The organism is Streptococcus sp. SI1 (genome assembly GCF_030439945.1).
GTDB classification, from domain to species: Bacteria; Bacillota; Bacilli; order Lactobacillales; family Streptococcaceae; genus Streptococcus; species Streptococcus intermedius.
Map to the genome: position 1 here is coordinate 102,426 of NZ_JAQFJE010000003.1, position 20,597 is coordinate 123,022.

The following is a 20,597-nucleotide window of genomic DNA, read 5'->3' on the forward strand; positions in this document are numbered from 1 at the left end:
TTTCCTAGATTGAATTATTCTACCATAAAAGCAACTAAAAAGGAATCCGACAGACTATTTTTTATGAAGGAAATTAAAACAGGAGTAAGATTTAACTTACTCCTGTTTTAATTACTATGTCAATAACATTTTTCATTATGCTTATCACTAATCTCCAACTTACATCGACACAATCTTTCGATAACTGCGTGATGTGATGAGAAAGACAAGTACATAGACGATAAAGAAGATAGTACAAACACTAAGCGTAACAGTTAGCATTAATGATGCATTCAACACACCTAAAACTTTCAACATGAGACTCAGCATATGATAAGCAAATGCCAGATGCACAAAAGCGAAAGCAAGCGGTAAGAAGAACACAGTCAAAATTTGTTTGCGAATGGTGCGCTTGGTCTGCTTTTCATCTAATCCTACCTTTTGTAAAATTACAAAGCGGTCTCGGTCTTCATACCCTTCTGAAATCTGTTTGTAGTAGATTACCAAAACCGTTCCCAGCATAAAGACAATTGAAAGGAAAATACCAATAAAGAAAACGCCACCTAACATACTCATAATTTCCTGCACACCTTGGATTCTTGTATAACCATACACACCGGCATTATCGAGGAACGTCGTATTGAACTGTTTCAGCTTCTTCTGGTAAGCTGTATCCAAATCGCCCTTTTTCTTATTAGAAGCCCTGATATTCAAGCCGCCATATAATTCTGTATTAATCGTGTAATGTTGCTTTTGGGAATCCACCAATTTTTGTGGGTCATTGACCACCATAAAAAGTGACTGAGGGATAATGATATTATACTGATCTGTAATGTTTCCAAGAACAAAGTCCTCTTTTAAAAGTTCTTTAACTATCAATTCTTGCCCGTTCAGCTTAAGAGGCTGAGTTTGCCTGATAGAGATTCCTTTTGCAAAGATTACTGTCTCATTATCTTTTAAATTCAATGTTTTGCCCGTCATTTTCCGATAATCATCAGCTGAAAACAGCAGAATATAAGCCTGTGGAGAAACTCGTGTTTCACCTTTTGGATAAATATCAAGCTGATTGCCCTTTTGATTTTTAATTCCCATCGAATAATATTGATAAGCATTTTTCTTAGTGACTGTTAAATGATTCTCTTTTGCAAATTCTGTCAATGCCTGATCCAATTGAGCAGCTGACACTCCCTTCCCCTTTATCGTATAATCTTGGGGATACATCACGCTTTTAAGATAACCAGCACCTGCATAAATATTGACACCTCCAGCCAAGGTGACCAAAACCATCGTTGAAAGAATCGCAATCGTTGCCAATCCCACTGCATTTTTCTTCATCCGAAAAATCAAATTGGACACAGAAATCATATTATTAGGTTGATAATAATACCGTTTATTTTTCTGAAGCAACCGTAAAAATACTGTAACTCCTGCATTGAACAGCAGATAAGTCCCTAAAATAACAAAGAGAACAGCTATAAAAAATATACCAATTGCTGTCAGTGGATTTTTGACACTCAGAGCTAGGTAATAAGCATAGCCTAAAGAAATCGATCCAATAATCGTTTGAATCAGAAGAAATCGTCCTTTTCTTTCACCGCTATTCTTTTCCTTGGCCAATTGCAAAGCATTAAAACGTAGAATCCTCAAACCGTTGACAAGCACCAAGCCCGCAAAAATAACGCCATAGATGACAACAACTGAAATAAGAACTAACCATTGAAACGTGGATACTAAGACAACTTTTAACCCCATCAATTTCAGTAAAAAGGCATAAATCAGTTTATCAAATACAATACCAAATCCAAGACCAATCGTGACAGTCGTCGATCCTAAAATCAATAACTCAATGAACACCATGGTAAAGAGATGACGTTTATTAAGCCCTAGCATTCCATAAAGACCTAGCTCTTTCGAACGATTTTTCATGACGAAGCTATTAGCATAAAAAACGATAATCGCTGCAGCAATCGTCACAATAATTACTCCAAGAGCCAAGACAAATGAAATAGAACTTGCCCCCTGCATTTTTTGTAAATGAGGATTAAACGTTAAAGAATTAAAAATATATGAAATAGCGACGACTAAACAAGTTGCCAACGCAAATGGATAGTATAATCTACGATTTTTCACTAGGTTAGAAACCGCTAATTTTCCCGCTAATCTAAGCACCTTGATTCACCTCGCTCGCCATGACCGTTAAGGTATCAGAAATCTCTTGGAACATCTGCCGCTCCGTCTTATCGCCTCGGAAAATTTGGTTATACAAAATGCCATCCTTAATGAAAAGTACCCGCTTAGCACGACTTGCTGCAGAGGTCGAATGCGTCACCATAAGTATCGTTTGACCACGATCATTAATGTCGTCAAAGACATCTAAAAGAGCCGCAGACGATTTGGAATCCAACGCTCCAGTTGGTTCATCTGCTAACAGAATTTCTGGATTACTGATAATAGCACGTGCTACTGCCACCCGTTGTTTTTGACCACCTGAGATTTCATAGGGAAATTTTTCTTGCAGTTGGTTAATTCCCAATTCGTTACAAATTGTGACTAGCTTTTGCATCATTTCCGTGATGGGACGGCGCGATAGGACGAGTGGCAAGAGAATATTGTCCTTGACTGACAGTGTGTCTAACAAGTTAAAATCTTGAAAGACGAAACCTAATTTCTCCCGACGGAAGCTAGAAGCTTGACTGTTTTTAATCGTTGCTGTATCAGTACCGTTGAGAAAGACACGTCCTTCAGTTGGCTTATCCAGCATGGCTAGAATGTTGAGTAAGGTAGATTTTCCAGACCCAGACTCACCCATAATCGCTACATAGTCACCCTCATCTACTGTAAAATGAATGTCCTTCAGTGCTTCCACTTGATTTCCTTGAAAGCGTGTTTTATAAATTTTCTTTACATGTTGTACATCTAATAATGTCATCGTTTGCTCCTCACAATTTTTATATATCTATCATACTGAAAAGAACAGTAAGTTTCCATACTTTAACCTTTCATTTTTTATTTTAATCTTACATTTTTGTAAGATTACCTGAAACTGCGTTTATATCAATAAATGTATCTTAATGATTATATTGTAACCAGAAATAATATTGACTAGATGCGCAGCCAAGTTTTGTTTTTTCAATATCCTCTTTTGTAATTTTTTCTGTCTTAGAGATGGATGCTTGCTTAAAGAACATTGTTTTCATGCTGTTTCTCCTTTATTTTCTTTACATTTATATGATACAAAAATCGCAAAGCATCTACCATAACATAATCTTTCATTTAGGCTCTAAAAGCTTACATTTTTGTAAGAAAAATTTGAATCTAGACTCCAATCCAATTACTGCATTTGAGATTCGTACAAACACATTGGCACCCTACTTTTCAAAAATCTATTTTCGCATTGTTTCTTCCGGTAAGATGGAGTATTCAATACACAGATCAAAATACAATCCCAGTCATGAACTCACTAATACAATCATCAAGCTATACAAATATACGAGCTTAAAGCCTGCTCTTTGAAATCTCTTTAAACCTCGTTTCCATCTTAAAATTTTCTTAGCTTTATCTGACATCAATAGCTCTTCCGTAAAAATTATCCTTAAATCTATTCACATAAAAATTTGATCAATACTTGAAATTCATTCAGCAAATATGATATAGTTATTTAAAAATCTATTTGATTTTCAAACTTTTTTATAGGGGGATTTTCATGTTAAAAGAAAAACGAAATAAAGGCTTTGTGGCTAACTTAGTTGTAGCTGCCATTGTACTTACTTGTTCTATCGCATTTTTTGTTTATCATAAAAGCTTGTCATCAAGTAAACCTGCTGATTTTCCTGCTTTCAATAGCGAAGCTACACAACCCAAAAACGGTTTAGTTTCCATTGATGTTTACGGAATTTCTAAAAGGCCAATCGCTAAAGTGGATAATAAAACTGAAATATGGTTGGTTGCTTATCAAAAAGGCTATGTTGGATTGCAAGCTGATAAAAATGATAAAACGATCAAAAAATTGCAAAATAAGGCTGAGCAATTAAAAAATAAACCTGAAAAACTTGTAGTAAAATTCTACAATGTACGAACTGGAAGTACAAAGAAAACGATCAAAAACTATTCTGGGTATATGCGTAATTTCTTCCTACGCTATCCTAAATTCAGTCGCTATTTTTCATTTAATACTTACCTGTCTCTTTCAGGAGCAAAGTCAGATAATCTATTTACACTCTTAATGGGAATAGTCTGTTTGGGTATCGCACTCTTTTTCCTAGGAAATGCGTTCTTTGTTCGTAAGAAAATAAATCAAGCTTACGATGATTTCTATCAAGAGTACCCAGAATTGCAAGGAAATGTAGAGCATCTTCTCTCTGAAGCACAGTTTCATGATGCAGAGTTACAGATTGTCATTTATAAGAATCACTTGATTACTTACTATAAAGGTTTTGCTATTACAGACTTACATCAAACGGTTCAGCTTTATCATCATATTTTTAAAACTTATTCTGGATTCTTTGTTACCAATCGTCAATCAACTTTGATTGCCATTCACATGCAAAATGGTAAACAGAAAAAACAAAGATTGGCTTTCAAAAACACTGGTAAACACACAGACGAGCAACTACAAAGTACCTTTGCATATATCAACGACCATTTTCCAACCATCATACTAGGTGTTTAAAACAAACAAAATGAGGTCCTGAGAGCCTCATTTTGTTTTTCTTTATATGACGACACTGATGGTCATAATTATGTTATTGTCTCCGTTTTAACAACGCCTCATTGATTTTCTTTGTTTTTAGATAAATGTCTAAACGAACGAACAGCCAAATTAAAATGTAGATAACAATAAAATCCAACCAAAATTCAGTCCGTGCCAGATTAAAAGCCCAACCATTATAGACCATCATGACACTAACCACCATTAAAGTAAGAAAAAAATGAATCATCAACTGTACCAAATAAGAAAAACGTTCAATTTCAAACAGCAAGGAAAACAAGCCAATCAAAGCACTCATTATCAAAATACTGAGAATGTTAGAAGTCGTAACAGGTGATTCTTGGATTCGAAAAGCCAAAACAAGTAAATATGCTAAAGAACCCGTACGCAGGCCTTCTAACATAGAAGTTGCAATTTTTTTCATGTTCGCTCCTTTCTACAGACCCAGATAATCCATCAACAACTTGACATATTTTCGACTGACACTTGATTTAATATTGTTTGTCAATCTAGCTGTCATATTCCCTGAAAAACTATCCGATAATGACAACAAATGATCGATATTAATAATCGCATGCTTAGAAATTTGAACAAAATTTTGGCGATTGACACGATTTTGAAAATGCGTAAGCGTTTCTTTTGTAGTATAAATAGCATCCATACAATACAACATCAGTGTTGTTTGGTTGATATCTGCCAGGATAATTTGATCCGTTTTCAGCATAACAATTTTATCATCTGTTTTTATAGGAATCACATTGTTATAGGATGACTTATAACGATGTACATATTCAAAAATTTCTTTAGCTTCATCTTCCAACCTATCCGCTTTAATCATGACAAGTGGATCGTTTGAAGGAATGGTCGGATCCATTGTAAATTTAGTCTGCAAAAGAATATCTCTAACTTTCCATCAATTTAAGCAGTTTTAGTCCACCGATTGGTAGCAATCTGTTGGATTATCCAAATAAAAAACAAAGCAACTAAAACTATTACAACTATATAGCATGTTTCTTTTATTGTCAATAGAGAGTCCCATTTTAATTGAATCCCCATCATCTTTTTAAAATAATCTTGCGCTGCTGTATTATGATGAAAAGTAGTGGCTAAGTTATCTTTCATCATTACTTGCCTAAAGAGAGACGCAACATAAGTAGAGGGGGTACATTTCATAATCATTTGAGCAAACGATGGCAGAACTCCTATTGGAATGTAAGTTCCAACTAAGAAGCCAGAAGCAGCTCCGATAATTGTTGCTAACTTTCCAAGCGTATCTACTGATTTGAAACGATTCACAAGAATACCATTAAAAATAGAACATAAGAGTGCATTGAGCACCATAATAAGGAGAATTTGAGGCAGCAAAGTCCAATCAAAGATAATCTGATCTTCCCAAATAAAGTAGCCTTCCATGACAGCAAACATAATGATTTGCATCAAAAATCCAATAAAGGTCGTACTCAGAAGGTAACTGATAGACAAGCCCCAACGTCCCAAGTCTGTCAGAATCAAATCTTGTGTTACTTTGCTTTCTCTATCTTTTGCTAGTTGAGAGAAACCGGAAAATGTCGTGGTCAATCCTGTAATAGCAAGTGTCCCACCAATGAGCCACGAATCCAATAATTGATTGCTATGAGGAACCTGACTCCATGAATCCTTGATATTTACTTTTAAAAAGACTAAATACAAAATAAAGGAAATCATAGCTCCAAGAAGCGATAAAATTACCCCACTACGATTACGAAAATAGAGCAAAATATTTCTTTTCATTAGCATCATCATGTTAACGTACCTCTCTTCCTGTTAATGACATAAATGCGTCATCCATTGTTCCTGGGCGAAATTCAAATTGCCGAATAAAAGAACGACCACGTGTTAGAAGTCCTAAAGCCATTCCTGTCGTTTCTGGATGTATCAAAAATTCATTTGGTCTGACTTCCTCAAAAGAAATATTTCCTTCCATAATTTCTTTAAAGTCAGCAGAATTCGTCACAAATACCTTCAGAAAATTCTGGGCGTATTGTTCCTTAATTTGATCAGCAGAACCTTTGGCAATGACTTGCCCATAATCCACAATATAAATCATATCCGCATCATCAGCTTCATCTAAATAATGAGTAGTTAAGATAACAGTCATTTTTTCTTTCATTTGTAAGTGATGTATCAAGTCCCATATAACCTTTCTGGTTTGAATATCTAAACCTGTAGTTGGTTCATCAAGAAAGAGAACATCTGGGTTATTCAATAAAGCACGTGCGATATCTACTCGTCGCTTTTGCCCACCTGATAAAGTCCCATATAATTGTGTTGAAAATTTTTTCAACCCTAATTGCTCAATTAAACTATCAACTTTTCCTTTGTCAATCCTATTATATTGACCTGCCCTAATGTCTAAATTTTCTCGTACTGTTAGCATATCATCCAAAACGCTATTTTGGAAAACAACGCCTAATTTAATGTTACTATTATACAAGATCTCTCCTGTTGTAGGTTGTAAAAGTCTGGTTAACATTTGAATTGTTGTGGACTTTCCAGCACCATTTGGCCCTAAAATAGCCGTAAAACTACCTGCTTCAATCTGAAGATTCAGATCATGAACTGCTCTCTTGTTACCATAAATTTTACTAAGATGTCGTGTTTCTAGTATCATAACATTCCTCCAATAAACTTTATAAGCTTATCATACTCCTCAGTTTTAAAAAAATCTCGCATTTTTAGATAAGAGGTTCTCTGGAATAGATAAGAGGTCAAAATTGCAAGATAAAACCACTCGTCAAAAGACGAATGGTTTAAAACGCTTATCTTGCTATGATTTTTCGATAACTTCTAGATGTTAATGTGAAAACAAGAATATAGACAAGCAAGAAGATGCCACAAGTAATTATTGTAGTTCGGATTAAAAGTGCTACATTTGTTGCACCTAAGAGAGCTACAATCAGCTGCAACATATGAAAAGCAACAGCGATATGAAGAAAGGCAAAAATAAGTGGTAAGAAGAAAACTGTTACGATTTGCTTTCGAATCGTTGCCTTCGTTTGCTTTTCATCCAGTCCAACTTTTTGCAGAACGATAAAGCCTTCACGATCTTCATAACCTTCTGAAATTTGTTTGTAATAAATCACAAGAACTGTCCCAAGTAGGAAAATCGTAGAAAGGAAAATTCCGATAAAGAGAAGAGTCCCAATCACACCCTGATATTCTTTTTCAATGTGATAACGTTCAGAAACACTGATAATTTTACTTTCTTTCCCTTGCTGATTATGAAGAGCATTAAAAATACTCTCTTGCAGATTAACCTTTTTATTAGCCGATTGAATACCAATAAAATACGTGTAACCATCTTTCAAACCCACTTGACTTGGTTGATTGACAACCAGATACATCATTTTTTGCGATACTATACTGGATGCATTGGCAATCTTTCCATGTGCAAAATCTGTTGTCAAACGCTCTTTGATTTTCCACGATTTCCCATTGATGGTCAGATCTTGTTTTTGATTGATTTGAAGATTTTTGGTATAAAGAAGCGTTTCATTATCCGTTAAATTAACCTTTCTCCCAGTCATTTTTTCATACTCTTGAGAGCTAATGACAAGGAAAGTAGCCATTGATTTTTGAGCTTCCTCTACATTTAATCTGGCTGTATTTTCAGGAATCGTTAGCTGATTGCCATTGATTTTTGAAATAGAAGAAATTTGATAACTATAATCTTCATACTTAGCATCGCGTATCCCTTTTTTGTGCACTACGTCTTTTACCGCCTGTAAAATTGCAGCATTTTTAGCCATCGTTCTACTTGTAATTGAAATATTATAATCCTTTGGATGCAAAGAAGTCATATAATCTTTCCCACCAACATAGATATTAATAGAGCCAACCAAGGTTACTAACAGCATAGTTGAAAGGATAGAAATTGTAGCCAGACCTGCAGCATTTTTACGCATACGAGAAATCAAATTCGAAACAGAAATAAAATTTTGTATTTTGTAATAGTATCTCTTTCGTTTCTTTAAGAATTGCAAAAGCGTAATCGTTCCTGCATTAAAGAGAAGATAGGTTGCTAAAACAACCATGAGAACTGCGATAAAAAAATTAAAAATCGCAGCAACTGGTTTTTCAACTGTGAGCGCAATATAATAAGCCACAGCAAGAAGTCCAAGTCCTAAAAGTGTCTGCAAGCCAAGAAATCGTCCTTTCTTCTCTCCAGCCTTCTTTTCTTTCATCAAATGAAGCGAGCTGTACCGAAGCAGACGCGTGGAATTTAAAAATAGAATCAACGCAAAGGCAAGACCTAGACTGGCTAGAACAATAAAGACATTCAACCATTGGAAGGTCGAGGCAATGACTACTTTCATTCCCATGAATTTGAGTAAAACGGCAAAAAGGATTTTGTCTAAAAGGAGACCCAAAGCAAGTCCAAGTCCAATAGTCACTAGAGAGAAATAAAACATTTCAAAGAAAGTCATCAGCAACAAATGACGTTTCTCCATTCCTAAAATGCTGTATAATCCTAACTCTTTGGAACGATTTTTCATGACAAAGCTATTGGCATAAGTAATCAAGATAAGAACTGCAATTTGAATGACTGAGATACCAAATTGTAGAGTCATACGAGCCGCAGTACCACCGTAAGTAGCTTCTAAGTTTGGACTGTGAGCAAGTGATACAAAGCTATATAAAATTGCTGTTGCTACAATCGTTGCCAACGCAAAAGGATAATATAAACTACGGTTTTTTACCAGATTTGAGATGGCTAATCTATTCGTTAGTTTGAACATAATCATTCACCTCGCTCGCCATGACCGTTAAGGTATCAGAAATCTCTTGGAACATCTGCCGCTCCGTCTTATCGCCTCGGAAAATTTGGTTATACAAAATGCCATCCTTAATGAAAAGTACCCGCTTAGCACGACTTGCTGCAGAGGTCGAATGCGTCACCATAAGTATCGTTTGACCACGATCATTAATGTCGTCAAAGACATCTAAAAGAGCCGCAGACGATTTGGAATCCAACGCTCCAGTTGGTTCATCTGCTAACAGAATTTCTGGATTACTGATAATAGCACGTGCTACTGCCACCCGTTGTTTTTGACCACCTGAGATTTCATAGGGAAATTTTTCTTGCAGTTGGTTAATTCCCAATTCGTTACAAATTGTGACTAGCTTTTGCATCATTTCCGTGATGGGACGGCGCGATAGGACGAGTGGCAAGAGAATATTGTCCTTGACTGACAGTGTGTCTAACAAGTTAAAATCTTGAAAGACGAAACCTAATTTCTCCCGACGGAAGCTAGAAGCTTGACTGTTTTTAATCGTTGCTGTATCAGTACCGTTGAGAAAGACACGTCCTTCAGTTGGCTTATCCAGCATGGCTAGAATGTTGAGTAAGGTAGATTTTCCAGACCCAGACTCACCCATAATCGCTACATAGTCACCCTCATCTACTGTAAAATGAATGTCCTTCAGTGCTTCCACTTGATTTCCTTGAAAGCGTGTTTTATAAATTTTCTTTACATGTTGTACATCTAATAGTGTCATCGTTTGCTCCTCTTTGAAATCCAAAATATAAATGTTATACTAATTGACTCACTTCGTAGCCAAATTGTACTTTTTCAATGTCTTTATCTCTCTACTGAAGCAATTTTTAGCTTGTTTCAAAAAAATTTTAACAGATATCATCTTGTTCTTCCTTTTTGAGATGACTTTGTTTATAACAAATTACTCGCTGCTAAATCATTATTCCATCATAATTTTCTCATTTTTGGACAAGATAAGCAATACATGTAATCAACCACAAATGAGCAGGATAAAAAATATAAAAGAAATACTTGCTCCACTTAGTCATAGAACCGCGCTCACCATTATAGAGCGAAATGAATGGCAGCACTGTAATAAAGAGCCAATCCGAATTGTAAAGCATCATTGAGAGGGTTGTAACCCATGTCGGATAAATCTGAATGCTCATACAAAATAAGATTACTGCTAAAATACCATATAGAAGATTTCGTAACTTTTTCTTTTCTCGACAGATATACGTAATCAGCATAAATGGAATGATAGGTAGACCACCCTCCGTTACAAACCCAGCTAATAAGCAAACGATAAGTCCTAAGATAAAGCGGATGGGCTGCCGTTTAATGTTAATTGGGTCGTCATTGGGCGAAATTCCAAAAAAGAGAATTAACGCAAGTACACCGCAAGCTAACGTTAGGAAAATATTATTGTAGATCTGAATTCCTTTAGACTGAAATAGCAGATTGAGAATAGTATTTCCAACAAACATGATCATTGCCCAGAAAAAGAGACGCAGATTGTAAAGCAAGCGACTCCGTGTGTATCGAAACCCTTCTACTGCTGCGAAGGCGAACCAAACAGCTACACAACGTGTCAAAGCATGAAAAATCCCCTCCCATTCACCAGACAGTAAGCCTGGTATTTTCCCAAGATGATCAAAAACCATTAATAAAGCCATGAAGAGCTTCAGCTGAAAAGCATTCAATCCTTTTGTTTTCATGACTACCTCCTTTATCAAACATTGTTTATTTTCTAATCTTATGATACAAAAAAAGAAAGGCTGCTACCATAACATAACCTTTCATTTTTAGATATCAACCTTACAATTTTGTAAGATTGCATTCATTCAAATAACAATTTCTTCTCTTTGAACGTAATCATCACAGTTGTCCCTTCGCCGACCACAGAATGCAAATGTAATTCATGGCCCAATTTATCCGCAATTTTCTTAGATAAATAGAGCCCTAATCCTGAAGATTGATGCGTCAAACGTCCATTATAACCAGAAAAACCTCGCTCAAATACGCGGAGAAGATCGGAATTTTGAATCCCCAAACCAGTATCTTTCATATACAAGGTATCTTCCTGAAAGAAAATTTCAATGCTACCTTGCTTCGTATATTTGAGACTATTAGAAAGCACTTGCTCTAAAATGACAAGAAACCACTTTTTATCTGTAATAACGGTGTGATTTAAATCATGCAAATTCAAACTAAGACCTTGCTGAATAAAGAAAAGCGCATATTTTTTGACGACTTCTTTGATTAAATCCCCTATATTTTCTTTCTCTACGACCAAGTCATCATGGAAGCTTTCTAACCGCAAATACTGCAAGACTAAGTTCGTATAAGAGTCAATCTTAAACAACTCTTGCTCCAATTGATTTTTGAGCATTTGCTCCTGTAAATCCTGTACCAATAACTTGCTAGCAGCAATTGGTGTCTTAATCTGATGCACCCAAAGTGTGTAATAATCCAGTAAATCACTCTGCTTTTCTTGATGCTGTATTTTTAGCTCTTTTTTATCTTTTTCTAAAGTTCTAATTTTGGAGGTGAGCAATGCTTCTAAAGGAGTGTACGCATCGCTTTCACCATATAAGACAGCATGACGAAAATTTTGATATTGTTTCACAAAGTCTAAGATGAGTCCTATTAAGCTCGTCAAAAGCAAGAGTATCATAACATATTGCAAAACGGTGCGTTCATCTTCAAAAAGATAAGAAAAAATAAACAACAAACTATAAAAAATAAATAACAATGAACATAAAAGTTTTCGAGAACGCAGATAATATTTGAAAAATAGATGCTTATTCTGATGTTCCATTGATTAACCTATACCCTATACCTTTCTTTGTTTCAATGAAATTCTTGAGACCAACTTCTTCTAATTTCTTGCGCAGCCGTGCAACATTCACAGATAAGGTATTATCATCAATAAAGAAATCACTATTCCAAAGTTCTTTCATGAGATCATCACGCGAAACAATACTGCCAGAATGTTCAAATAGCACACGCAGAATTTGAAATTCATTTTTCGTTAACGTAATCACTTCTCCACCATACATCATATCCATGGACTTGAGATTGAGAATAACCCCATGGTATTCCAGCAAACTTTGATCAGTACCAAACTCGTAAGAGCGCCGCAACAATCCTTGCACTTTAGCAAGAAGAACATTGTTGTCAAAAGGCTTGGTGACAAAGTCATCTCCCCCCATATTGATAGCCATGACGATATCCATCGCCTGATCACGTGAAGATAAAAACATAATAGGCACTTTAGAAATCTTGCGAATTTCTTGGCACCAATGATAACCATTAAACAACGGTAAACCAATATCCATCAGGACTAGATGGGGTTCTTCCTTGACAAAAATCGTCAACACCTGCATAAAATCCTCTACAGCAATCACCTCAAATCCCCATTGTTCCAGCATTTTTTTGACTTGTTGACGAATGACGGCATCGTCTTCCACTAATAATATCTTGTGCATGCTATCCCTCTCTTCTTTTTCCTCTTTCTATTATAACAAAGACTTGATGAAATATGCTATACTAACAGTAAATCTACGAAAGAGAATGACTATGGGAAATATTTTTAACTATTTAGAAGATATACAATACGATAACATCTATGATCAGCCCTTTACAGAGCTGGATTTTTTGCTCCTAACCGAAATTACTTACTTAAACTACGATACAATCGTCACGGACAGGCTTGAACTACAAAAAGCGAGCCGTTTAATTAATGTACCACAATATATGTCTGAAGTAAACTCCCTGATGAATACCAAACATCGCTTAAAGCTTTTGACGCAAGCTGCTATAGTGAAGCGCTATAAAAACCTCAAACTCTTTGGGTATGTAAACGATATTGATCTTGAGATGCAAAAGCAATTTGCCGCTATGGTTTATAAAATCAACTTAGACACCTATGTCATTGCTTTTCGCGGAACAGATGATTCCATTATTGGCTGGAAGGAAGATTTCCATATGACTTATATGGAACATGTCCCTGCCCAGCAAACTGCTGTGCACTACGTTCAAAAGGTTATGAAGGCATTTCCAAAAGCCACCTTTATCTTGACTGGACATTCCAAAGGTGGTAATCTAGCGACTTATGCTAGCAGCCAAGTAGAGCCTGCTTTGCAAGATAGAATCAAGCAAATCTACAGTTTTGATGCTCCAGGATTAAACCATACGATTATTGAAACAGAGGGATATCAAAGCATTGCTTCAAAAATCAAACGCTACATTCCTCAGGGCTCTATCGTCGGGATGATGCTGGAAACGCCTAAACAAGCTCACATCGTTAAAAGCGTAGCCATTGGTGGAATTGCCCAGCATGACACTTTCTCTTGGCAGATTGAAAATAAGCACTTTGTTTTACTTAACACGCTCAATCCAGACAGCATTCAGACAGATAAAACTCTAAAAGAATGGGTGGATGCTGTTCCAGATGACGATCTAAAAGATTTCTTTGATGTCTTTTTCGGTCTCATTTTAGACGCTCAAATTACATCTATTGATGATTTTTTCCAACCCAACAGTATCAAAAAATTACTGACTATTGTCCAAAATGCCCATGCCCTAACAGAACAAGAAAAAGAAATGCTGAACCGCTTAACTCGGCTCCTCATTTCAATCCGTTACCAAGCTTGGATTGATGATTTTAAAACACCCAATCCAGCCACTTTTATGACCGATATGCGGGGAAATTGGGCGAGCCTGATGGAGAGATTTTCATTTTTAAATAAAGATGAATAGTACTTTAACTAATTAAATCAAAAAATGAATGACTAGTCACATTTGTAAGACCGTCATTCATTTTTTATTCTAATATTATTCTTTCTAAATCACCCAATCAAACTCCCATTTGGCACGCTTGGGTCAACACTCAGAAGTGTCAACTGATCGCCATGTTCGGCTGAGAGAATCATACCTTGACTAATACGCCCCATCATCTTGCGCGGTTTTAGGTTGGCTACGATTTGGACTTTTCTGCCAACCAGTTCTTGTTCATTTGGATAAAACTTAGCAATCCCAGAGAGGATTTGACGATCTTCTGTGTCTCCAGCATCCAAGCGAAATTGGAGTAATTTATCACTCCCTTCCACTTTAGAAACTTCTTTGACTTCTGCGACACGAATTTCCAGCTTATCAAAGTCGTCAAATTTGATTTCTTTACGGTTGAGTATGAGCTCTACTTCTTCTGGCTTCCATTCCTTCTTAATAGCTGGCTTGCCACTTTCCATCTGCTCTTTGATATAGGCAATTTCTTCGTCCATATCAAGACGTGGGAAGATTGGTGTTCCTTTGGTAACTACTTTAATACCCGTTGGCAGTCCTGCTAAATCTAGATTTTCTAGGTCAAAATCTGCCCCCAAACCAAGCTGTTCCATGATAGCATTTGATGTGGTCATCATAAATGGTTGAATGAGATGAGCCACCACACGTAAACTAGCTACCAAATGTGCCATAACTGCTGCCAACTCATCAATTTTGGTGTCATCCTTCGCCAAGACCCATGGAGCTGTCTCATCAATGTATTTATTGGTACGAGAAATAATATTCCAAACCGTTTCAAGGGCGCGTGGATAATCCACAGCATTCATTTGTTTGTGGTATTGTGCCAAACTATCAGCAACTACTGCTGCCAAATCAGCATCGAAGTCCGTCACATTTTCCACATAAACTGGAACTTCACCTTCAAAATACTTGTTAATCATGGCAACCGTACGGTTGAGGAGGTTACCGAGGTCATTGGCAAGTTCATAGTTGATCCGACCAACATAATCTTCTGGCGTAAAAGTGCCATCAGAACCGACTGGAAGACTACGCATGAGATAATAGCGGAGCGGATCAAGTCCAAAGCGCTCTACCAACATTTCTGGGTAAACGACATTTCCCTTAGACTTGGACATCTTACCGTCTTTCATGACAAACCAACCATGAGCAATCAGACGTTCTGGCATCTTCAAATCAAGCATCATGAGCATGATTGGCCAATAAATGGAGTGGAAGCGCAGAATGTCTTTCCCAACCATGTGGAAGACTGTACCATTCCAGAACTTATCAAAGTTGGCATGGTCATCTTGACCATAACCAAGAGCTGTTGCATAGTTGAGAAGGGCATCAATCCATACGTAAACTACGTGCTTAGGATTTGAAGGTACTTTAACGCCCCAAGTAAATGAGGTACGCGAAACTGCTAAATCTTCTAAACCGGGCTCAATAAAGTTCTTGATGATTTCGTTCATACGACCATCTGGCTGGATAAAATCAGGATGTGCATGGAAAAATTCTACCAAACGGTCAGCGTACTTACCCAAACGCAAGAAGTAAGATTCTTCTGACACCCATTCAACTTCGTGACCTGATGGGGCAATTCCTCCGATAACCTTGCCAGTTTCATCACGGAAAACTTCTTCTAACTGACTTTCAGTGAAAAATTCTTCATCAGAAACAGAGTACCAGCCTGAATATTCACCTAAGTAAATATCATCCTGAGCCAAGAGACGTTCAAAGACATCTGCCACAACTTTTTCATGGTAGTCATCAGTTGTGCGGATAAATTGATCATAAGAGATATCCAACAATTCCCAGAGTTCTTTTACTTCTTCTGCCATTCCATCCACATATTTCTGAGGAGTTATGCCCGCTTCTTCTGCTTTTTGTTGAATCTTTTGACCGTGCTCATCAAGCCCTGTCAAATAAAAAACATCATGCCCCATGAGACGCTTGTAACGAGCGAGGACATCACAAGCAACAGTCGTATAAGCACTCCCTATATGGAGCTTGCCAGATGGGTAATAAATCGGTGTCGTAATATAAAATGGTTGTTTTTCAGTCATTTTTTAATCCTTTCAAGGCGAATGAAACCTTTTTTGATAACACTTTATTATAACATATTACACAGCTTTTTAAATGAAAAATAGAGTTGAGTCACGTTGTACTCATAATCATTAGTATATTATTCTTGCTTAAATCTTATGCTTAGTATAAAATAATAATATTGAATGAGGCTTGTTTTATATGAACTTAGTATGTTATAAATGAGTTTTCGTTCTCTACACCACGTTTTATGAGGAATTATGAAAATGAACGAAAAACGAATGAAAATCATAGGTTGGGTAGCGACATTCATGTCTGTTATGATGTATGTATCTTATATCCCACAAATTATGGATAATTTAGCTGGACATAAGGGAAACTTTATTCAACCTTTGGTAGCTGCAATCAACTGTAGCCTTTGGGTTTATTATGGTTTGTTTAAAAAAGAACGCGATTTACCACTTGCTGCTGCAAACGCTCCAGGTATTGTATTTGGACTTATTACTGTACTAACAGCAATGTTCTAACCCTGATTGAGTTCTCTTACTGTCCTATCCGACAGTAAGGATTTTTGTTGACAGTTCTTACAAGAATAGAATTACAAACAAAAACTCTGATTTACTCAAAAACAAAAGCTCTATCTGAATAGACTAGTCAGATAGAGCTTTATTTTTTATATTTGTACCATTTTAGAAAAAGTTTTTTTAATATTCCTTTGCTATCTTTAATGCTATCTGTTTTTAAACTATAATTTCAACAGCAGCTTCATTTTTCACCTTTTTATTTCAAATAAGCTTCGCAGCACCTTTATCCTGATTTCTCTGCAAGATTCCTAGCAAGATCTCCTTTTCTCTTTTTCGCTTTTATCTATTCAAAAAGGAAAATACTCTTAATACGTCACAACGCTCAAGTTACCACTTTCATATTCTGCGATGAAGATATTAGAAATATCAGTATAGCCTTCCTTAGCGAGCCTCTCGATTAACCATTCTTCTGTTTTGTCAATAGACTCTAAAATATCAATCTGGACAACACCGTCTGTGATAATGGGGTATTTCGGATTTTCTTCACCTGCCTGTACGACAATAAGCTGACCGTTTTGTTCCATGACTGCTCGTTTAACTTGCTTTAGTTGAAAAATTCCTTGACTACGCAACTTCAGAGCCACATCAGCCGCTGAAAGGCCAACGGAGCGGCAAGCTTCAGGGCTCAACTTCCCGTGCTGAATCAGGGTAGTCGGTTTACCATCAATCAAATGCTTGACTGCCCGAACATTGTTATTGAGCCATTTTAGAGTCAAGACCAAGATCGTCCACATAATGAGGATGATCGCATACTGGAGAATGCTAATAGAGCTATTATAAATCACCCCACCAATAATACCACCTAGAACATAATTTTGAATCTGATCAATCGCGGAATTAGGTGCCAGATTTCCTTTTCCTGTCACATTGATAACAAACACGAGTGAAAATAGTCCCAAAGCTAATTTAATCAGGATTTCTAGATAATTTAGAGTCATTTTTTAACCTCCACTAATTTGATATCTGTTGTCTTATGCAATTTAATTTTTTCCAGTAAATACTTATCTGGCTCACTGCCACTCATAGCTCGATAAAAATCTTTTCCAACTTTTAAAATCGCTCCATCCGTCGCAGCTGAAGTGTTGACATAAACCTCTGACTTATCTACTCCCAAATCTTTTGAAATAACTTCAATAAAATGAAGAGAGGTTTGGAACTGGTTATTAGAGGCTTGATTGGTCTGAAAAGTACTAATCCCAATCAGAACGATAGCAATCAAAGACAAAATGGAGATAATCGCCAATTCACGAAATTTCGAATCGCGCTTATTTTGATAAGCCTTAAAAGCAAAAAAACCTGTCACAAGTAACAACAAAATAGAAAGTCCAATCGTCACCCCGTTTTGCTGGTTGATTTGACTCAAAACATAATCATAAGAATAAAATTTCATTTTTTCTCCCTCTATTTTCTCGGTCTATTATAGAAAAAATTTCGATATTTTTCAATATTTCTAGACAGTTTGTTTTTAACAAAATAACGGGCTTGCATCTTGAATGCAAGCCCATCCTAATCATGAGTCAATACAGTGCCCTAGCTAGCCAATAAGAGTATATCATTGGTACTACAATCACAATCCCAAAGATGAGTAAAACTACCAAATCAACCGCAATTTGGATAAAAGCATTGACGAACAGAAGGACACCTCCAATTACCCACATTTTACCAGCCAGGCGATGTGTTCGTATCCAATTATCATCATTATCCAAAGTCCATGGCAAACGAATCCCTATGGTATAGTTTCGACGGATTTTTGGCATATAATTGCCAATAGCCATAAGCAACAATCCTAGAAATGCATTGACTATCAAAGCATGATTGACTGCATAACCTAAAGCATGAGCGTAAATGGATCCCAGAGCAAACCAAGATGCAAGGGGAATAATCCAATACACTAGGTGGCGTGCTTTAGGATTAACATTACTTGATTTAGGATCCTTACTGGTTACAAATATGCAAAGCCAATGGATGACCAACAAAAAGCTAGGAAGCCCAAAAACTGTTACCCATCGACTGCTAAAGCCATTTGCTTGACCCGATAGTTTAAAATGTGTTGCCATCGTTTCTGGTAGCCGATTCCAAAAGAAACAACCCACAAGCACGGGCAACAGAATCATAACACTTGTTAGTCCTAATATTTTTTTATTCATTTTCATCTTTTTTACTTCCTTTCAAGTCTGCTAACCACACCATCATATCCTCCAGCACAGATGTATTGAGTTCATAGTAAATAAAGTTTTTCTCTCGGCTTTCCACAACCAAATCCGCCTGCTTCAAGACACTGAGGTGATGCGAAATGGTAGCTCCTGTCAATTCAAACTGGTCTGCTATTTCCCCAGCAGACATCTTGCCCATTTTTAGCAAATCTAAAATCTCTCGCCTCACAGGATGAGATAGGGCCTTAAAGGTATTCGCAAAACTCATGTCTACTCTTCCTTTCCTTTTGTAAAATGGCTAGCGCAAGGAACAAGAAAGGCAACACCGCCAAAAATCCCGCAGGAGACGGTCCGAGGATACGCAAAGCCAGCACTTTTTCTGTTGGTAATTGAAACAAAAATCCCAATCCAGCAATGGCATTGACAGCACCGTGCAAGAGAGCTGGAGCCAAGATAGAACCCGTCTTTTCCATTACCCAACTCAGCAAAACCCCAAGACTAAAGCAAAAAACAAACATCGCTAATACTCCCAACCAGGGATAGCCGACATAAGTTAAACCATAGTTATAGCCTTGCAAATTGATTGGCAAATGCCAGAGGCTCCAAATAAGCCCTATCAAGAGGTGCGCCTGTACTGCAGAAAACTGCTCTCGAAGGGCTGGATAGAGATAACCACGCCATCCAATTTCTTCACCCACTGCTAAAAGACTGTTTAAAAAAGGACCATAGGTTAAAGCTGAAAGGATTTGAACACAAACAACTAACTTTACAGAAACATTTGTCTGGGATGCCCCTATTCTATCTAGTATTGTCCGAAGCGATTCAAATCCAAGACTGAACTGCTTACTAAAGACAAGATAGTACAGCCCTGCTCCTAAAACACTTAACACTGCAGGTAACCAAAGCGCTAGTAAATAATAATACCATCGCCCTTTCAGGTTGAGTGAGAAAGTAGCTTTCATCTCAATCTGATCTGGTCTCACTTTCTTTAATATGAAAAAAGCAAGTGCGGGCATCCACATGGCAGCAATACTAGATATCTGACTTACAGGTTCACCCAACTTAATACCACACAACCATAAGCCAAACCAAATTATCCATGCTAAGCCATAAGCTAGACCAATAAAGGCAAAGATACTACTCTTTTTTGACATCTTCATCACTTCCACTTTCTATTTAGATGTTTTTCTAAATAGAATTATACACTTTATTTTTAAAAAATACAATAGATATTTAGATAACTTTCTAAATAAAAAAAGAAGGTCCTGCACCTTCAAATGATTTCTATAAAAAGAAAGAGACTATCAAGGCCGAAAGAGCAATAAGGGCCGAAAGTGTCACAGCCAGACTTACCCAAAAACCAGCTGTGTTCCTTGGATTGATCCCAATTCCAACACCAATTTCTTTCTGTACCCAAAATGGCTCAGAAGATGATTGTTTTCCCCAAAAACGAAGTAACCTAATAAGGTACCAAATACAGAATATGAATAAGATGACTTTCAATAATAATGCACCCATTTTTATCTCCTTTAACTAATATTATACA

At 36.7% G+C, this 20,597-nt stretch carries 22 protein-coding genes; 3 read left to right on the plus strand and 19 right to left on the minus strand.

All coding sequences use genetic code 11. From position 1 onward, the window contains the following. Nucleotides 1-159: 159 nt before the first annotated feature. The 3 genes from PCY10_RS04730 to PCY10_RS04740 all read right to left on the minus strand — a co-directional run bounded on the left by PCY10_RS04730 (nucleotide 160) and on the right by PCY10_RS04740 (nucleotide 3,176). On the minus strand, nucleotides 160-2,148 hold the full coding sequence (locus PCY10_RS04730; RefSeq protein WP_048784745.1) for an ABC transporter permease: 1,989 nt from the start codon (nucleotides 2,146-2,148) through the stop codon (nucleotides 160-162). Next, entirely contained in the window at nucleotides 2,141-2,908 is a 768-nt protein-coding gene (locus PCY10_RS04735) for an ABC transporter ATP-binding protein (RefSeq protein WP_009568235.1), read from the minus strand. The genes PCY10_RS04730 and PCY10_RS04735 overlap by 8 nt, the downstream gene beginning before the upstream one ends. Nucleotides 2,909-3,047: 139 nt before the next feature. Then, on the minus strand, nucleotides 3,048-3,176 hold the full coding sequence (locus PCY10_RS04740; protein WP_275895677.1) for a hypothetical protein: 129 nt from the start codon (nucleotides 3,174-3,176) through the stop codon (nucleotides 3,048-3,050). 506 nt (nucleotides 3,177-3,682) lie between these two features. Here PCY10_RS04740 and PCY10_RS04745 point away from each other — a divergent pair. Beyond that, a complete protein-coding gene (locus PCY10_RS04745; RefSeq protein ID WP_301558922.1) occupies nucleotides 3,683-4,648 on the plus strand; it encodes a hypothetical protein in 966 nt (321 codons plus the stop codon). 73 nt (nucleotides 4,649-4,721) lie between these two features. Here the strand turns inward: PCY10_RS04745 and PCY10_RS04750 are convergent, their stop codons facing one another. The 9 genes from PCY10_RS04750 to PCY10_RS04790 all read right to left on the minus strand — a co-directional run bounded on the left by PCY10_RS04750 (nucleotide 4,722) and on the right by PCY10_RS04790 (nucleotide 12,974). Beyond that, the gene (locus tag PCY10_RS04750) at nucleotides 4,722-5,111 is read right to left on the minus strand and encodes a DUF3021 domain-containing protein (RefSeq protein WP_082311713.1); all 390 of its coding nucleotides are present in this window, start codon (nucleotides 5,109-5,111) and stop codon (nucleotides 4,722-4,724) included. Between the two features lie 12 nt (nucleotides 5,112-5,123). Next, nucleotides 5,124-5,579, minus strand: coding sequence for a LytTR family DNA-binding domain-containing protein (locus PCY10_RS04755; protein WP_014829592.1), 456 nt, complete (start codon nucleotides 5,577-5,579; stop codon nucleotides 5,124-5,126). Nucleotides 5,580-5,605: 26 nt separating this feature from the next. Further along, nucleotides 5,606-6,469 carry an ABC transporter permease gene (locus PCY10_RS04760; protein ID WP_125363975.1) on the minus strand — a complete coding sequence of 288 codons (864 nt, stop codon included), beginning with the start codon at nucleotides 6,467-6,469 and terminating at the stop codon, nucleotides 5,606-5,608. Between the two features lies 1 nt (nucleotide 6,470). Then, the gene (locus PCY10_RS04765; protein ID WP_117283411.1) at nucleotides 6,471-7,337 is read right to left on the minus strand and encodes an ABC transporter ATP-binding protein; all 867 of its coding nucleotides are present in this window, start codon (nucleotides 7,335-7,337) and stop codon (nucleotides 6,471-6,473) included. Between the two features lie 148 nt (nucleotides 7,338-7,485). Then, complete coding sequence (locus PCY10_RS04770) at nucleotides 7,486-9,465, minus strand: FtsX-like permease family protein (RefSeq protein ID WP_301558923.1); 1,980 nt, start codon at nucleotides 9,463-9,465, stop codon at nucleotides 7,486-7,488. Next, on the minus strand, nucleotides 9,446-10,225 hold the full coding sequence (locus tag PCY10_RS04775; protein ID WP_021002991.1) for an ABC transporter ATP-binding protein: 780 nt from the start codon (nucleotides 10,223-10,225) through the stop codon (nucleotides 9,446-9,448). Before PCY10_RS04775 ends, PCY10_RS04770 begins: the two co-directional genes overlap by 20 nt. A gap of 217 nt (nucleotides 10,226-10,442) precedes the next feature. Beyond that, nucleotides 10,443-11,201, minus strand: a complete 759-nt coding sequence (locus tag PCY10_RS04780) for a TraX family protein (RefSeq protein ID WP_020998927.1) — start codon at nucleotides 11,199-11,201, stop codon at nucleotides 10,443-10,445. A 122-nt stretch (nucleotides 11,202-11,323) separates the two neighbouring features. Then, the gene (locus PCY10_RS04785) at nucleotides 11,324-12,304 is read right to left on the minus strand and encodes a sensor histidine kinase (RefSeq protein WP_021002992.1); all 981 of its coding nucleotides are present in this window, start codon (nucleotides 12,302-12,304) and stop codon (nucleotides 11,324-11,326) included. Next, nucleotides 12,288-12,974 (minus strand): response regulator transcription factor, encoded by a 687-nt coding sequence (locus tag PCY10_RS04790; RefSeq protein ID WP_021002994.1) that lies wholly within the window; start codon nucleotides 12,972-12,974, stop codon nucleotides 12,288-12,290. The genes PCY10_RS04785 and PCY10_RS04790 overlap by 17 nt, the downstream gene beginning before the upstream one ends. 91 nt (nucleotides 12,975-13,065) lie before the next feature. On the opposite strand from PCY10_RS04790, the gene PCY10_RS04795 reads away from it, so the two are divergent. Next, complete coding sequence (locus PCY10_RS04795) at nucleotides 13,066-14,247, plus strand: DUF2974 domain-containing protein (RefSeq protein WP_125396129.1); 1,182 nt, start codon at nucleotides 13,066-13,068, stop codon at nucleotides 14,245-14,247. An 89-nt stretch (nucleotides 14,248-14,336) separates the two neighbouring features. Here PCY10_RS04795 and metG read toward each other — a convergent pair whose 3' ends face one another. Further along, nucleotides 14,337-16,334 (minus strand): methionine--tRNA ligase, encoded by a 1,998-nt coding sequence (gene metG, locus PCY10_RS04800; RefSeq protein ID WP_125396130.1) that lies wholly within the window; start codon nucleotides 16,332-16,334, stop codon nucleotides 14,337-14,339. A gap of 246 nt (nucleotides 16,335-16,580) precedes the next feature. Here metG and PCY10_RS04805 point away from each other — a divergent pair, with 246 nt between their 5' ends. Further along, nucleotides 16,581-16,841, plus strand: a complete 261-nt coding sequence (locus PCY10_RS04805; RefSeq protein ID WP_003043441.1) for a SemiSWEET family transporter — start codon at nucleotides 16,581-16,583, stop codon at nucleotides 16,839-16,841. 362 nt (nucleotides 16,842-17,203) lie between these two features. On the opposite strand, the gene PCY10_RS04810 is transcribed toward PCY10_RS04805, so the two are convergent. The 6 genes from PCY10_RS04810 to PCY10_RS04835 all read right to left on the minus strand — a co-directional run bounded on the left by PCY10_RS04810 (nucleotide 17,204) and on the right by PCY10_RS04835 (nucleotide 20,569). Then, a complete protein-coding gene (locus PCY10_RS04810; RefSeq protein ID WP_301558924.1) occupies nucleotides 17,204-17,836 on the minus strand; it encodes a DUF421 domain-containing protein in 633 nt (210 codons plus the stop codon). Next, nucleotides 17,833-18,288, minus strand: a complete 456-nt coding sequence (locus PCY10_RS04815) for a DUF3290 family protein (RefSeq protein WP_301558925.1) — start codon at nucleotides 18,286-18,288, stop codon at nucleotides 17,833-17,835. Before PCY10_RS04815 ends, PCY10_RS04810 begins: the two co-directional genes overlap by 4 nt. A gap of 127 nt (nucleotides 18,289-18,415) precedes the next feature. After that, nucleotides 18,416-19,051: an SdpI family protein gene (locus PCY10_RS04820; protein ID WP_021002998.1), complete on the minus strand. Its 636-nt coding sequence runs from the start codon at nucleotides 19,049-19,051 to the stop codon at nucleotides 18,416-18,418. Beyond that, complete coding sequence (locus PCY10_RS04825) at nucleotides 19,038-19,319, minus strand: autorepressor SdpR family transcription factor (RefSeq protein ID WP_009568219.1); 282 nt, start codon at nucleotides 19,317-19,319, stop codon at nucleotides 19,038-19,040. The genes PCY10_RS04820 and PCY10_RS04825 overlap by 14 nt, the downstream gene beginning before the upstream one ends. Next, nucleotides 19,297-20,205 carry a CPBP family intramembrane glutamic endopeptidase gene (locus PCY10_RS04830; protein ID WP_009568218.1) on the minus strand — a complete coding sequence of 303 codons (909 nt, stop codon included), beginning with the start codon at nucleotides 20,203-20,205 and terminating at the stop codon, nucleotides 19,297-19,299. The genes PCY10_RS04825 and PCY10_RS04830 overlap by 23 nt, the downstream gene beginning before the upstream one ends. Nucleotides 20,206-20,335: 130 nt before the next feature. Beyond that, the gene (locus tag PCY10_RS04835) at nucleotides 20,336-20,569 is read right to left on the minus strand and encodes a hypothetical protein (RefSeq protein WP_301558926.1); all 234 of its coding nucleotides are present in this window, start codon (nucleotides 20,567-20,569) and stop codon (nucleotides 20,336-20,338) included. Between the last annotated feature and the right edge of the window lie 28 nt (nucleotides 20,570-20,597).

What these genes read in the sequence shown, in the direction of transcription:
- PCY10_RS04735 (WP_009568235.1), bottom strand. Translation starts at nt 2,908, where the DNA reads ATGACATTATTAGATGTACAACATGTAAAGAAAATTTATAAAACACGC.
- PCY10_RS04740 (WP_275895677.1), bottom strand. Translation starts at nt 3,176, where the DNA reads ATGAAAACAATGTTCTTTAAGCAAGCATCCATCTCTAAGACAGAAAAA.
- PCY10_RS04745 (WP_301558922.1), top strand. Translation starts at nt 3,683, where the DNA reads ATGTTAAAAGAAAAACGAAATAAAGGCTTTGTGGCTAACTTAGTTGTA.
- PCY10_RS04750 (WP_082311713.1), bottom strand. Translation starts at nt 5,111, where the DNA reads ATGAAAAAAATTGCAACTTCTATGTTAGAAGGCCTGCGTACGGGTTCT.
- PCY10_RS04760 (WP_125363975.1), bottom strand. Translation starts at nt 6,469, where the DNA reads ATGATGATGCTAATGAAAAGAAATATTTTGCTCTATTTTCGTAATCGT.
- PCY10_RS04765 (WP_117283411.1), bottom strand. Translation starts at nt 7,337, where the DNA reads ATGATACTAGAAACACGACATCTTAGTAAAATTTATGGTAACAAGAGA.
- PCY10_RS04770 (WP_301558923.1), bottom strand. Translation starts at nt 9,465, where the DNA reads ATGTTCAAACTAACGAATAGATTAGCCATCTCAAATCTGGTAAAAAAC.
- PCY10_RS04775 (WP_021002991.1), bottom strand. Translation starts at nt 10,225, where the DNA reads ATGACACTATTAGATGTACAACATGTAAAGAAAATTTATAAAACACGC.
- PCY10_RS04780 (WP_020998927.1), bottom strand. Translation starts at nt 11,201, where the DNA reads ATGAAAACAAAAGGATTGAATGCTTTTCAGCTGAAGCTCTTCATGGCT.
- PCY10_RS04785 (WP_021002992.1), bottom strand. Translation starts at nt 12,304, where the DNA reads ATGGAACATCAGAATAAGCATCTATTTTTCAAATATTATCTGCGTTCT.
- PCY10_RS04790 (WP_021002994.1), bottom strand. Translation starts at nt 12,974, where the DNA reads ATGCACAAGATATTATTAGTGGAAGACGATGCCGTCATTCGTCAACAA.
- PCY10_RS04795 (WP_125396129.1), top strand. Translation starts at nt 13,066, where the DNA reads ATGGGAAATATTTTTAACTATTTAGAAGATATACAATACGATAACATC.
- metG (WP_125396130.1), bottom strand. Translation starts at nt 16,334, where the DNA reads ATGACTGAAAAACAACCATTTTATATTACGACACCGATTTATTACCCA.
- PCY10_RS04805 (WP_003043441.1), top strand. Translation starts at nt 16,581, where the DNA reads ATGAACGAAAAACGAATGAAAATCATAGGTTGGGTAGCGACATTCATG.
- PCY10_RS04810 (WP_301558924.1), bottom strand. Translation starts at nt 17,836, where the DNA reads ATGACTCTAAATTATCTAGAAATCCTGATTAAATTAGCTTTGGGACTA.
- PCY10_RS04815 (WP_301558925.1), bottom strand. Translation starts at nt 18,288, where the DNA reads ATGAAATTTTATTCTTATGATTATGTTTTGAGTCAAATCAACCAGCAA.
- PCY10_RS04820 (WP_021002998.1), bottom strand. Translation starts at nt 19,051, where the DNA reads ATGAAAATGAATAAAAAAATATTAGGACTAACAAGTGTTATGATTCTG.
- PCY10_RS04825 (WP_009568219.1), bottom strand. Translation starts at nt 19,319, where the DNA reads ATGAGTTTTGCGAATACCTTTAAGGCCCTATCTCATCCTGTGAGGCGA.
- PCY10_RS04830 (WP_009568218.1), bottom strand. Translation starts at nt 20,205, where the DNA reads ATGTCAAAAAAGAGTAGTATCTTTGCCTTTATTGGTCTAGCTTATGGC.
- PCY10_RS04835 (WP_301558926.1), bottom strand. Translation starts at nt 20,569, where the DNA reads ATGGGTGCATTATTATTGAAAGTCATCTTATTCATATTCTGTATTTGG.